General features: G+C 70.9%; 12 protein-coding genes and 1 pseudogene. 8 read left to right on the top strand and 5 right to left on the bottom strand.

All coding sequences use genetic code 11. From position 1 onward, the window contains the following. A pseudogene (locus AOJ26_RS36795) lies at positions 1 to 467 on the top strand (alpha/beta hydrolase); the annotation flags it as partial. An 86-nt stretch (positions 468 to 553) separates the two neighbouring features. Here the strand turns inward: AOJ26_RS36795 and AOJ26_RS36790 are convergent. Then, positions 554 to 1,147 (bottom strand): TetR/AcrR family transcriptional regulator, encoded by a 594-nt coding sequence (locus tag AOJ26_RS36790; protein ID WP_063790378.1) that lies wholly within the window; start codon positions 1,145 to 1,147, stop codon positions 554 to 556. Between the two features lie 135 nt (positions 1,148 to 1,282). Between AOJ26_RS36790 and AOJ26_RS36785 the strand changes: the two genes are divergently transcribed. Beyond that, positions 1,283 to 2,881: a carboxylesterase/lipase family protein gene (locus AOJ26_RS36785; RefSeq protein WP_159044476.1), complete on the top strand. Its 1,599-nt coding sequence runs from the start codon at positions 1,283 to 1,285 to the stop codon at positions 2,879 to 2,881. Between the two features lie 55 nt (positions 2,882 to 2,936). Then, positions 2,937 to 3,347, top strand: coding sequence for a hypothetical protein (locus AOJ26_RS36780; protein ID WP_107092867.1), 411 nt, complete (start codon positions 2,937 to 2,939; stop codon positions 3,345 to 3,347). 268 nt (positions 3,348 to 3,615) lie between these two features. Here the strand turns inward: AOJ26_RS36780 and AOJ26_RS44990 are convergent, their stop codons facing one another. After that, positions 3,616 to 3,750, bottom strand: a complete 135-nt coding sequence (locus AOJ26_RS44990) for a hypothetical protein (RefSeq protein WP_256979439.1) — start codon at positions 3,748 to 3,750, stop codon at positions 3,616 to 3,618. Between the two features lie 123 nt (positions 3,751 to 3,873). Here AOJ26_RS44990 and AOJ26_RS36775 point away from each other — a divergent pair, with 123 nt between their 5' ends. The 5 genes from AOJ26_RS36775 to AOJ26_RS36755 are packed head-to-tail and all read left to right on the top strand — an operon-like array spanning position 3,874 to position 8,054. Next, positions 3,874 to 4,434 carry an RNA polymerase sigma factor gene (locus AOJ26_RS36775; protein WP_053852695.1) on the top strand — a complete coding sequence of 187 codons (561 nt, stop codon included), beginning with the start codon at positions 3,874 to 3,876 and terminating at the stop codon, positions 4,432 to 4,434. After that, complete coding sequence (locus AOJ26_RS36770; RefSeq protein ID WP_053852694.1) at positions 4,431 to 5,249, top strand: hypothetical protein; 819 nt, start codon at positions 4,431 to 4,433, stop codon at positions 5,247 to 5,249. The genes AOJ26_RS36775 and AOJ26_RS36770 overlap by 4 nt, the downstream gene beginning before the upstream one ends. Before the next feature lie 32 nt (positions 5,250 to 5,281). Then, a complete protein-coding gene (locus AOJ26_RS36765; protein WP_234358764.1) occupies positions 5,282 to 6,091 on the top strand; it encodes an ABC transporter ATP-binding protein in 810 nt (269 codons plus the stop codon). Continuing rightward, complete coding sequence (locus AOJ26_RS36760; RefSeq protein WP_053852699.1) at positions 6,088 to 7,482, top strand: hypothetical protein; 1,395 nt, start codon at positions 6,088 to 6,090, stop codon at positions 7,480 to 7,482. The genes AOJ26_RS36765 and AOJ26_RS36760 overlap by 4 nt, the downstream gene beginning before the upstream one ends. After that, the gene (locus tag AOJ26_RS36755) at positions 7,479 to 8,054 is read left to right on the top strand and encodes a hypothetical protein (RefSeq protein WP_053852692.1); all 576 of its coding nucleotides are present in this window, start codon (positions 7,479 to 7,481) and stop codon (positions 8,052 to 8,054) included. The genes AOJ26_RS36760 and AOJ26_RS36755 overlap by 4 nt, the downstream gene beginning before the upstream one ends. Positions 8,055 to 8,205: 151 nt before the next feature. On the opposite strand, the gene AOJ26_RS36750 is transcribed toward AOJ26_RS36755, so the two are convergent. The 3 genes from AOJ26_RS36750 to AOJ26_RS36740 all read right to left on the bottom strand — a co-directional run bounded on the left by AOJ26_RS36750 (position 8,206) and on the right by AOJ26_RS36740 (position 11,544). Next, the gene (locus tag AOJ26_RS36750) at positions 8,206 to 8,991 is read right to left on the bottom strand and encodes a DUF1963 domain-containing protein (protein WP_234358763.1); all 786 of its coding nucleotides are present in this window, start codon (positions 8,989 to 8,991) and stop codon (positions 8,206 to 8,208) included. Positions 8,992 to 9,105: 114 nt separating this feature from the next. After that, entirely contained in the window at positions 9,106 to 9,645 is a 540-nt protein-coding gene (locus AOJ26_RS36745; RefSeq protein ID WP_086723784.1) for a DUF4232 domain-containing protein, read from the bottom strand. 432 nt (positions 9,646 to 10,077) lie between these two features. Next, the gene (locus AOJ26_RS36740; RefSeq protein WP_053852690.1) at positions 10,078 to 11,544 is read right to left on the bottom strand and encodes a GH1 family beta-glucosidase; all 1,467 of its coding nucleotides are present in this window, start codon (positions 11,542 to 11,544) and stop codon (positions 10,078 to 10,080) included. Positions 11,545 to 11,643 lie beyond the last annotated feature (99 nt).

Below are 11,643 nucleotides of genomic sequence, written 5' to 3'. Positions count from 1 at the left end.
GAGCGGCGGCCGTGCGGGCGCGGGCCGGCGTCACTGAGGCCTACGAAAAGCGGGGATGGGGTGCCGGGATGGCGGCGTTCGTGGCGATGACCTCGTGGAAGGGCGAGTTCACCGACGCGTACTTCGCACAGCCGGAGGCCGACCCCGCCGCGTTCGGGATGCCGACGGAGGATGACGGTTCACGTCACGATCCGCTGCTGTCCGACCGGTCGTGGGCGGTCAGCAGCTATCGGCCGGATGCCGACGCGATCGCCGCTGCGCCGACCCGCGTCGTGATCGCTGTGGGCGAGGAGTCCGAAGACCTGCTGACCGGACGCACCACCGTGGCGACCGCTGAACTGCTCGGACAGCAGGTGACCGTGTTCCCCAGCCATCACGGCGGGTTCATGGGCGGGGAATTCGGCTATGCGGGGAAGCCGGACGAGTTCGCGCATCGCCTGCGCCAGGTCCTCGACGGAGCAGCGTAAGCCGGTCGCTGACAGACTCTTCGGCTGCCGCCGGCTTGTGGCGCGCAGACTCGCCATGGTCTTCCCGGATGCCTGACCGTCGGCCGTCACCGGAACAGATGGTCGAGGTAGTAGTCGATGGCGGCAGTGGCCTGTTCGGGGGTGCGCAGGCCAAGGACGACGGGCGGTCCCTGCGAGTCGGCGAGGCCGAAGAGGAGTTCCGCTTCCACATCGGGGTCGCGGTCAGGCGCGATGTCGCCGGCTTCCTGGGCCGCGCGGACGAGGTCGGCGAGGAGCCGGTAGAGGCGGGGCAGCCCGTCGACGTAGAGGGCTCGCAGTTTGGGGTTGGCGAGCATGCGGATGAGGTACGCGACACCGACGAGCCACTCGCGGCGGCGCCGGTCGTCCCTGGGAATCGTCTCCAGCAGCACCCAGCGCAGCGCCTCGCGGGGGGTGGGCTCGCCCTCGGGCCATGCCTGCTCGTTCCACCGCTGCTGGACCAGCCAGTCCTGGTACTCGATGGCGTAGGCGAGCAGTTCGTCCTTGTTGGCGAAGTAGTGCTGGACGCGTCCGGGTGAGACGCCCGCCTGCGCCGCCACGGCCCGCACGGAGATCGCTTCCAGTCCATGGTCGGCGACGATGTCGAGGAGCGCCTCGGCGATCTGGTCCCGGCGGGCCTTGTGGTCTACCTGTCGCGGCACGTGGACGGGCACCTCCGTTCCTCATGGTTGCCTTCCTGGGCGGATCAGCCTAATGTCGCTTTTGCAATACGAACGTATTGCAAAAAATGCCGGGCCGCATGCAGGGTGCCGCGGCAAGGGGGAGAGGACGGGATCATGCCGAAGCGACGCTCCACTGCCGGTGCCGCACTGAGTGCAGCTCTCCTCGTGGCGATGACGGGCGCGGCCGATGCGGTGCAGACTGGCCCGGCCGATGCGGTGCAGACCTCGCCTGGAACGGCCGGACAGCGCCCGCATCCCCAGCGCGTCCACGATCAGCATCCCGAAGCCCGGTCGTACACCGTGCGTATCCGCCAGGGCCGCCTGGAGGGGTTGACCGTCGACGGTGTCACCACCTATCAGGGCATCCCCTACGCGGCGCCTCCGGTCGGCCCGCTGCGCTGGCGGCCGCCGGCCGCGCCGCCCACCTGGAGCGGTACGCGGGTGGCTGCCGAGCCCGGACCGGCCTGTGCGCAGCCCGAGGTGGCGGACTCCGCGGAGGACTGCCTGTACCTCAACGTCACCACGCCCGCCGGGGGAGCGGACCGCGGGACCCCGCGGCCGGTCGTGGTCTGGTTGCACGGCGGGGCCTTCAGCTCGGGCTCCGGGGATCAGTACGACGCCACCCGGATGGCCCGGCAGGGGGACGTCACGGTCGTGACGGTCAACTCGCGCCTGGGCGCCCTGGGCTTCTTCGCCCATCCGGACCTGCCCGACTCGGGGGCTTTCGGCCTGCAGGACCAGCAGGCGGCGCTGCGCTGGGTCCGGGACAACGCTGCCGCGTTCGGCGGTGATCCCGGCAATGTCACACTCATGGGCGAGTCCTCCGGAGGCGCGAGCGTGTGTGCCCAGCTCACCTCGCCCAAGGCCGCCGGACTCTTCCACCGCGCGGTCATCCAAAGCGGATCCTGCCTGCAGAACTGGCCCAAGAACACGCTCGCACCCGGCGACCCCGCCGCAACCTACTTCGCCCCCCAGGACGAACTGGCCGCCAAGGGCCGCAACGCTCTGGGCTGCCACAGCCTGAAGTGCCTGCGCGCCAAGCCCGTGAAGGACGTGCTGTCCCTCAATGGCCGCTTCCACCAGCCCGCCTACGGCACGAGCGTCCTGCCCCGCTCGCCGGCCCGCGCACTCGCCGCCGGCGACATCCACCGCGTGCCCGTCCTACAGGGCAACACCCGTGACGAACACCGGCTGTTTGCCGCCCTGTTCACGCTGGACGGGCCGATGACGGCGGCGGACTACCGCCGACTGCTCACCGAAACCTACGGCCGGCGGCAAGCGGCCCGCATCGCCCGCGCGTACCCGCCCGGCGGCACGCCCGCACTGGCCTGGGCCAAGGTCGGCACCGACCGCAGCTGGGTGTGCCCCACCCTGGCCGCCGACGCCCTGCTGGCCAGGCATGTTCCGGTCTACAGCTACGAGTTCGCCGATCGCCGGCCCCCCGCACCCGACCTGCACCCCGACTTCCCGCTGGGCGCCTACCACAGCGCCGAGCTGCCCTACCTGTTCGGCATGGGGGACCTCCGCCTCGACGACGGCCAGGCCGCGCTCTCCCGACGCATGATCGCCGCGTGGACGACGTTCGCCAGAACCGGCACACCCGGTGAGGGCTGGCCGCCCTTCCCGCACACCCAGCGGCTGTCCCGGAGTGCCTTCGCCGGCGTGGACGCGGCGGCCGAACACCGCTGTGCCTTCTGGTCACGCAACTCCTGACGCCCGTGATTCATACACCCCGCGGACCGTACGACCGAACCCTCCGGAGGATCCCGTGAACGAGATCGGCACACCGCTCGCCGAGGCCGACTACGTCGGCGCCACTGCCCACGAGTTGAGCGAGAAGCGGGCAGCGGCGAAGTTCGCGGCGGGCATCAACCAGAGGGCTCTCTTCCAGCGCCGCGGCCGGATCATCCTGCACCCGGACCTGCTCGTCCTCACCGGCTGGTCCGGCAAGGGCGAACTCACCCTCACCCGCGCGGACATCACCTCGGCGGAAATCCGCTTCACACACCTCTACGGCCGCTTCCTCGGCGGCCTGCTGAACGCCGGCCGGCCCCTCATCCTCCACACCACCCATGCATCGGCCGACGAGGTGTACCTGCTCATCAACCACCGAGGCTTCCTGGAGACCACGGACGATCGGGCCTGGCACAAGCGCATCGAGCAGTGGCGCCGCGGCTGAAGCCTCGGGAATCCGGTCAGCAGCCGCCAGTGTCCGGTGATCAGGTGGGCCGCGAACCTGTAGGGCGGCATCCGGGCGTTGGACCAGCGTGACGGGCCTGCGGCCATGACCAGCACCCCGTGACGTCCGGCCTGGCCGAAGCCGGGTGAGATGCCGACCGGCGGGATCCACAGGCACAACTGGCCGATTCCGCCGGGGGCATGGGCCTCAGGCCGGATCCGCAGGTCGTCAGTCCGCCGCGGGTCCCGCACCCGGTTTTCAAGCGCGGTCAGGCGCGGTTCCGGCCCATCCGCCCGGGACGATCACCGTTGCCGTTGGTCGGCGAGGCGCTCAGCCCCACGGTGGCGTGGTCGACTTCGGCGAAGGTCATGGGCGCGCTGCCGTCGGCGTGAGGACGCGCCACGCGTTGTGCTGAATTCGTCGTCTTCCTCTCCAGCGGCCAGGACCACACCACGGCACGGCTCTCTGTGTGGCGTGGATCACAGCAAACGGAAAACCCGTCGCGAGGGCCGGGCGTCTAGCAGGTGTGAGATCAGTCAGAGCACCGCTGCACGAGGTGGACGAGGAGCGTCTCGTCCGGCTGGTGGCGAAGGGCGACCGTGCCGCGTTCGAGGAGTTGTACCGGCGTACGTCGCCGTGGATGGCGGTGCGCTTGCGCCGCCGGTGCGGGGACGAGCAGATCGTCGCGGAGGTCATGCAGGAGACCTACTTGGCGGTCTGGCGTGCGGCGGGCGCGTTCGCCGGGGCCGCGGTCGGGGGGACGGCCACCGGTTGGCTGTGGACGATCGCGGCGCGTCGCCTCGTCGACGCGTTCAGGCGCAGAGCGCACCACGCGCAGCCGCCGCCCGCCGCGGCCGAGCCCGAAGTGGTACCCGCCGCCGAGGAGTTGGCGCTCGCGGGAACCGTCGACGGTGACGTCGGGGACGCACTGAGGTGCCTGGCGCCGGAGTTGAGACAGGTATTGCAGGCCATGGTGCTCGACGGGCTGTCCGTCCGGGAGACCGCGGTGCTGCTCGGGCTGCCCGAAGGCACGGTCAAGACCCGTGCCCGCCGGGCCCGTATCGAGATGCGGAGGGCGCTGGCATGAGTGTCGAACACGCTTCGAAGCGGATCATCGAGGGATACGTGCGCGGCGGCGCGGGCCTCTTGGCCGACGAGGTGTGGGCGGTGGAGGCGCATCTGGAGACGTGCCGGGTGTGCCGTGACCGGTTGTCAGCCGCCGTCGCTGCCATCGCGCCCGCCGTGGCATCGCTGGTCGACACGGTGTGGTCGGGCCTGGAACCCCGACTGGCGGTCACTGCCACGATGCCGCGCCGACGGCACTGGTCGGCCCCGCTGTCGAGGTGGATGACCCCGGCGATGGTGCCGTGGCTGGCCATGGTCGTGGGCGTGACACTGGCGGCACTGCTGCTCGATCTGTCCGGCACGGGCTCCGGCGAGGTGTCGTGGGTGCTGTTGTTCGCGCCGGTCCTGCCGGTGCTGGGCGTGGCGGCGTCCTGGTCGCGCGCTCTGGACCCGGCGTACGAACTGACGGCCTCGGTGCCCAGGGCCGGGCTCTATCTGGTGCTGCGACGCACCGCGTCCGTGCTGGCCGTCGTCGTCCCCGTGCTGGCGGTGGGCGGTTGGGCGACGGGGGTGATGGTGGCCCAGTGGCTGCTGCCCTGTCTGGCCTTCACCTCGACGACCCTGGCGCTCGGCGGTGTCGTCGGTGTGAAGCGCGCAGCCGTCGCGCTGGCCACCGTCTGGGCCGCCCTGGTCGTGGCGCCGACCCTGGCCACCAGCCGTACGGCCTTCACGCTGGAGACGGGCGGTCTGCCCGCGTGGGGGCTGCTCCTCGCGATCGGTACCGGTGTCGTGATCGCCCGCAGAGGCGCGTACACCGTGCTGGGAGCTCATCGATGACCATCGGAAAGAACATGCGGAAGGAACACCACATGACGACCGCCGTGAGCGCGGCCGACATCGCACCGACGCCCTACGCCTGGCAGATCCAGGCCACCGGGCTGAAGGTCAGGGTCGGCAGGAAACGGATGGCCGTCGACGGCCTCGACCTGTCGCTGGGCACCGGCGTCCACGGACTCCTCGGCCCGAACGGGGCGGGCAAGACCACCCTGATCCGGACGCTGGCCACCGTACTGCGCCCCACCGAGGGCGGCCTGGAGCTGCTCGGCGAGTCCGTGGGCGGCAGGGGCGAGCACCGTGCGGTACGCCGCCGGATCGGCTATCTGCCGCAGGAGTTCGGCTACTACAAGCGCTTCACGGTGCGCGAGTTCGTCGAGTACATGGCATGGCTGAAGGAGGTGCCCAAAGTGGACATCCCCGCGGCGGTGCAGCGCGCGGTGGAGCGGGTGGGGCTGGCGGACCGCGCCGACGAGAGGATGAAGGCCCTGTCGGGCGGCATGGTGCGCAGGGTCGGCATCGCCCAGGCCATCGTCAACGACCCGGCGATCCTGCTCCTCGACGAGCCGACGGTCGGCCTGGACCCGGCGCAGCGGCTGCGCTTTCGCGAGCTGCTGCAGGAGTTGGGCACGGACACCTGCGTGCTCGTCTCGACTCATCTGGTGGAGGACGTGGCCGCCGCCTGCACCGACGTGGTGCTCTTCAACGAGGGCCGGCTGGTCTTCCAGGGCCCTCCGGACGAGCTGGCCTCGGTGGGCGGACCCGAACACGTGGGGGACAGCCCGCTGGAGCGCGGCTACTCGGCCCTGCTGCTCAACCCCGAGCAGGGAAGGGGCACGTGGTGAACGGCAGCGTCCTGCGTATCGAGTTGAGGCGTTCGGTCGCCCCGTGGGCCGGCGGCGTGGTCCTGGTACCGGCGCTGGCGTTCCTGTACCTGCTGGAGGGCGCCTGGTGGAACGGCACCACGGCATGGACGGCCCAGTGGACACCACTGGCCCTGTGGACCCGCTCCCTGCTGTTCTACCTGTGGCCGCTCGCCGTGGGGCTCGGGGCCCTGCAAGGACTGCGCGATCACCGCTCGAAGATGTCCGAGCTGCTGACGAGCACGCCGCGCCCGGCCCGGCACCGCGCGGCCGTCCTGGCAGGCGCGACGGCGATCACGCTGACCTCGGCCTTCGCGTTCCTCGTCCTCGTGGGTGGGGTTCAGGTGCTCGCCCACAGCGAGTACACGCACGTCGGGTGGCTGCCGGTCTCGTCGGTGGGGGCGCTCTTCCTCGTGGCGGGGGCGGTCCTCGGCATGGGAGCCGGCAGGGCTCTGCCGTCCCCGCTCACCCCGCCCGCGCTGGCCATGAGCGCCTTCGTGTTCACAGCCCTCATGCACATGTCGCTGGGCCGGACGCAGACAAGGACAGCGGACGGGTTCACCAGCACCGAGCCGAACCGAGTCTCGCTCCTTTCGCCCACCGTGGAAGAGGTGCGCGAGGCGTTCGTCACGCTCTCCGCCTCCGTGCACGTCGGGCAGACGATCTGGCTGCTCGGCATGGCCGTCACCGGCTTCGCGCTGCTTGTCGCCGCGGCCCCGCGCGCCCGGCTGACCGCATTGGCGCCCGTCCTGGCGGGCGCGGCGATCGCCCTGCTCGTCCTCCCCTCCGATCCGCGCCGGATGTACGTCGTCGACGAGGCCGCGGCGCAGCTGGTGTGCGAGGGCCCGGTGTGCGTGAGCAGGACACAACAGGCACGACTCGCGGACCTCGCGTCACCCGGCAAGGAGGCGCTGCGGCTGCTGCACGGTGCCCTGGGTGACCAGGCGCCGGTCTCGGTCCGGGAGAACACCGCCGTACTGCCGGAGGGCTCCACGCCCCAGTGGTCCCGCGCGACCGTGCTCCTCGACTTCGACGACGACATCGTCGCCGCCGCGAAGGGCAGGGAGCTCACCCGGGCCCTGATAGCCAAGGGCTTGGTGCCGGGGTGCACCCCTGTCGGCTGGAGCGGCTTCGGGGGAGACGAATACGCGCAGACCATCGCGGCGGGCTGGGTCCTCGGAAACCTCAAGCCGCTCGACGGCACGCCGGACAACATGCGCCGGGAGGTCGAATCCGAGACCCGTCCGGTGTGGAGGAAGCTCACCGCGCTTCCCCGCTCCGAGCAGCTCACGCGGATCAAGGCGATGCGCGCGGCCGCGCTCTCCTGCGAGGGCGACCCGTTCGAGGTGCTGTCCGGCGGTGCGTCCCGGTGAGATGGCTGACGCTGTACGCACGCTCGCGTCAAGTACCCGCCTCGCTCGCCGCGTTGGTGATCGGCGTGGCAGCGGTCTGGGCACTCGCCCGGGACGAGAGCGCGGACCCAGGTGATCCACGGCTGCCCGTGCTCGTCCTCGCCACCGGAGCGATGGCCTTCTCGACCGGGCTCGGCGGGCAGGATGTCGCCCTGGACCGGACGGCCGCAATCCGCTGGATACCCCGCAGAACCGCGCACGTGCTGCTCGCCGGCGCGATCGTCGCCGCGGCGCTGCTGACCGTGCAGACCATGGGCGCGTCCATGACCACCGCCGCGTTCGTCGTCCGGGACAGCGCGGGCCTGATGGGACTGGTCGCCCTGGGCGCGGCGCTCGCGGGCGGCCAGTACGCATGGACGCTGCCGTTCGCCTGGCTCTCCCTCTCCGTCGTCGCCCCACCCCCTACGAGTGCTCCGATGGAGGTGGCGATGTGGATGCTGCTGCCGTCCGGCACGGCGACGGGCACCTGGACGGCCCTGGTCCTCACGGTCGTCGGCAGCGCTGCCTACGCCGTCGCGGGACCGAGGCGGTAGTGGGGCCGGCGACAAGGTCATCCGTCGGTGCGCGACTTCCCGGTTCGTCCGGCTGGCAGGGCACACCACGATCCCGGTCGGGTGCGCGCTGCTGGGCCTGACAGCGATGACCCCGTCGTGCGCTCGACGACGCAGCGGAACATGCCGTTCTTCAGACCTGCTGCTCGAACTCCAGGGCCTGGTACCGGCGCGCGGCGAGGTCCTCGCGGGTGCCGACGACGAGGGTCTGGGTGTAGACGTCGAGGTCGATCGACTGTCCGTGTATCTGTGCAAGGAGGACGAGGTCGCCCTCGTCCGGTGGTGACTGCCAGGGGCTGGAGAAACCGCCCAGCTGGACGGCGACTCCGTAGGAGGCCCCGCCCGCTGCCGCTCTGCGCACGGCGTCCTCGAAATCGTCCAGGACGTCGTCCCGGTCGGCGCCACTGTCGAGGAATGCACTGGTCGCCGGGGCGTCGCGCCAATCGGGTGAGACGGTCAGTCCCGGCACCGGGTACAGATCATCCGGCTCGTAGACCTTGACCTGCTCCGGCTCCCCGTCGAGCTCGTACGCCGCCGAGCGTTGTGTGGTCGACGCGTCGGCCGGAACGTGGAGGACGACCGAGGACTCCGGCTCGTACTCGATCGAGATGAAGAACAACAGACTCCCGTTGGGCGGCAGTTCGATGTCCAGGGCTTCGCGAGGGAGCGCCGCACAGTTGACGGTGAGTACCAGAGGATCGCGCCCGTCGGGCCAGTCGACGCCGTCCGGCAGGCTGGGGAGGCCTCCGGTGCGCGCGGCGGGACGGGCCTGTTGCTGCTGGGCGGGCGTCAGGTCCGGGAAGGGGACCAGGTGGAGGCACGGCCGGGAGCCGGCGAGCAGCTCCTGCGCCACAGGCCAGGGAACGCCGTGCTTCTCGGCCTCCCCCAGTACAAGCTCTCGCACCATCGCAGTAGTCATGGCCGCGATCATGCCAGGCCCCACTGACACCGACTGATCCCAACTGCCGGCCGGAACAACGCAGTTACCGCGCCCGAGGTCGCCGCGCCCTTGGTCCCCGGTGCCTGGAATCGGTCAGGAAGGCCTGAGCGTCGATACCGCGGTGACGGTCACGGTGTCGTCGCACTCGGCGAACTGACCGTCGTCCAGAACCACTTGGTAGGCACCGGATCCCGGCAGCCGGACGACCATCGTGGGATACACCACGGGCGCCGAACCGGACACGCAGTACCCGTCGCCCTCTCCCTGCACCTGCACGAACGTCAGCTTCACCCACGCCTTGCCACCGGAAGTCACGTTCACTGACGCTGCGGCTCCGGTCGGCTTGACGGTGAGCGGCACGTTCAACTCGGGGGAGCCGTTTCCGGCGCCGGCCACCGTGGGGTGCCCCTTGAGGACGCACGTGTGCCCGGACACGTTGGTGAACTGGACGACGGCCGCCCCGGTTCCCGTACCGACCGGGCGCACGGCGGCCTGACGGGCGGTCGCCTTCAGAGCGCCCGCGGCACAAGTCGCCGCCGAACCCCCCGAGGGTGCTGAGGCGGCGGGCGCGGACTGGGACGCCGAGGGCGTCGAGGGGCCGGAGGCGGTGCCGGGCTTCGAGACGCCGGGCATGGAGGAGGCCGTTGAACCGGCGGCCCCGGACGGGGTGATGCGGCCTTTTCCGGCGCCCGCACCAACCCCGCCGGGCTGACATCCCGCTACCACCAACGCCGCCGACGTCATGACGACCGCCATCATCGAACCGCGCATCCCGTTCACGTACCGCATGCTGTCCCCCGACTTCCAGTTGTCCGGAGCGCGGCTTCTCGCCGTCTCCCGTCGAACCAGACAGAGCCGGGCATCTGACAGTTCTCACGCTCGCCACCCTGTGACCCACCGGTGACGAAATCAGGCCACAACCACCGTTCGTAGAGGAGCTGACCCCGCCACTACGGCCGTGACCGGCGGCGGGGCGTCAGCGGGCGAGGGCTCTCCGAAGTTGTTCCCCTGGACTGGTGGCGAGGCATTGAGCGCACCCCAGGCAGCCCTACCTTCGCCCCGCGCTCATCGGTGTCCGCCGCTCCCCTCCGGCAGGGTTCCGGTGCGGACCACGTCGGCGTACCACCGCGCACTGGCCTTGGGGATGCGCTTGCCGGTCGGGTAGTCGACGTAGACGGCACCGAAACGCTTGCTGTAGCCGTAACCCCACTCGAAGTTGTCCAGCAGGGACCACAGGAAGTAGCCCCGGACGTCCACGCCGGCCCGGATGGCCCGGTGCACGGCGGACAGGTGGCCGTGGAGGTAGTCGATTCGCTCGGGGTCGGACACCTCGCCCTCCGGGTTCACGTAGTCGTCGAACGCGGCTCCGTTCTCGGTGATCACCAGGGGCATCGCGGGGAAGTCCGCCTTGAGACGGGTCAGCAGGTCGTACAGACCGCTGGGGTCGACCGCCCAGCCCATCGCGGTGGTGTTGCCCGGCGGCCGGTGGAAGGCGACGTCGTCGGCGCCCGGCCAGGGGCTGTGCTCGCTCGCGCCGTGGCCGTCGGAGCCGTGGCTGGCCTCGCCGGTGGCGGCGGAGACGAGCGTCGGCGTGTAGTAGTTGACGCCCAGGAAGTCCAGCGGCTGGTGGATGGTGGCGGTGTCGCCGTGCCGTACGAAGGACCAGTCGGTCAGGCTCGCCGTGTCCTGGAGGAGGTCCTGGGGGTATTCGCCTTCCAGCAGCGGGCCGGTGAAGACGCGGTTGGCCAGTGCGTCGATCCGTCGGGCCGCGTTCAGGTCCTCGGCGGTCTCGGTCAAGGCGCGGACGTGATGGATGTTGAGGGTGATGGACGCCTGGGCGCGGGCGGGCAGTTCGGCGCGCAATGCCTGAACGGCCTTGCCGTGGGCGAGGTTGAGGTGGTGTGCCGCGCGCAGGGCGGCGACCGGGTCGGTGCGCCCGGGTGCGTGGACGCCCGAGCCGTATCCGAGGAAGGCGCTGCACCAGGGTTCGTTGAGGGTGATCCAGGTCTTCACCCGGTCTCCCAGAGCACGTGCCGCCAGGGTTGCGTAGTCGGCGAACCGGTCGGAGGTGGCGCGCTCCGGCCAGCCGCCGGCGTCCTCCAACTCCTGCGGCAGATCCCAGTGGTACAGCGTGACGACCGGTTCGATGCCCTTCTCCAGCAGTGCGTCGGTCAGGGCACGATAGAAGTCGAGCCCCTTCTCGACGGCCGGGCCGCGGCCGGTGGGCTGCACGCGCGACCACGACAGGGAGAACCGGTAGGCGCTCACTCCGAGATCGGCCATGATCTCGACGTCCTCGCGCCAGCGGTGGTAGTGGTCGGTGGCGACGTCACCGGTGTCACCGTTGCGCACCCGGCCGGGTGTGTGCGAGTAGGTGTCCCAGATCGAAGGAGTGCGTCCGTCGGCGGAGGCGGCACCCTCGATCTGGTACGCGGCGGTCGCAGTGCCCCAGGTGAAGCCCTGCGGAAAGGTGCGGATGGTGGTGTTCTTGAGGACGGGGGCGGGGGCGACGCGTCGGGCTACGGTGCTCACTTGGGTCCTTCCAGGTGGCGTGCGGGGCGGGAGTGGTGAAGCGCTGGGGGGCCGTCGAGCGGTCGCGGCGGCGGGGGAGGTGGTACGGCGTTCACCCCT

The organism is Streptomyces sp. NRRL B-24085 (assembly GCF_001282115.1).
Lineage (GTDB): Bacteria > Actinomycetota > Actinomycetes > Streptomycetales > Streptomycetaceae > Streptomyces.
This window is presented reverse-complemented; position numbering and strand designations above follow the sequence as displayed.

Coding starts and splice junctions, on each gene's coding strand:
- AOJ26_RS36750 (WP_234358763.1), bottom strand. CDS start 8,991: ATGACTACTGCGATGGTGCGAGAGCTTGTACTGGGGGAGGCCGAGAAG.
- AOJ26_RS36770 (WP_053852694.1), top strand. CDS start 4,431: ATGAGTGTCGAACACGCTTCGAAGCGGATCATCGAGGGATACGTGCGC.
- AOJ26_RS36745 (WP_086723784.1), bottom strand. CDS start 9,645: ATGCCCGGCGTCTCGAAGCCCGGCACCGCCTCCGGCCCCTCGACGCCC.
- AOJ26_RS36765 (WP_234358764.1), top strand. CDS start 5,282: ATGACGACCGCCGTGAGCGCGGCCGACATCGCACCGACGCCCTACGCC.
- AOJ26_RS36785 (WP_159044476.1), top strand. CDS start 1,283: ATGCCGAAGCGACGCTCCACTGCCGGTGCCGCACTGAGTGCAGCTCTC.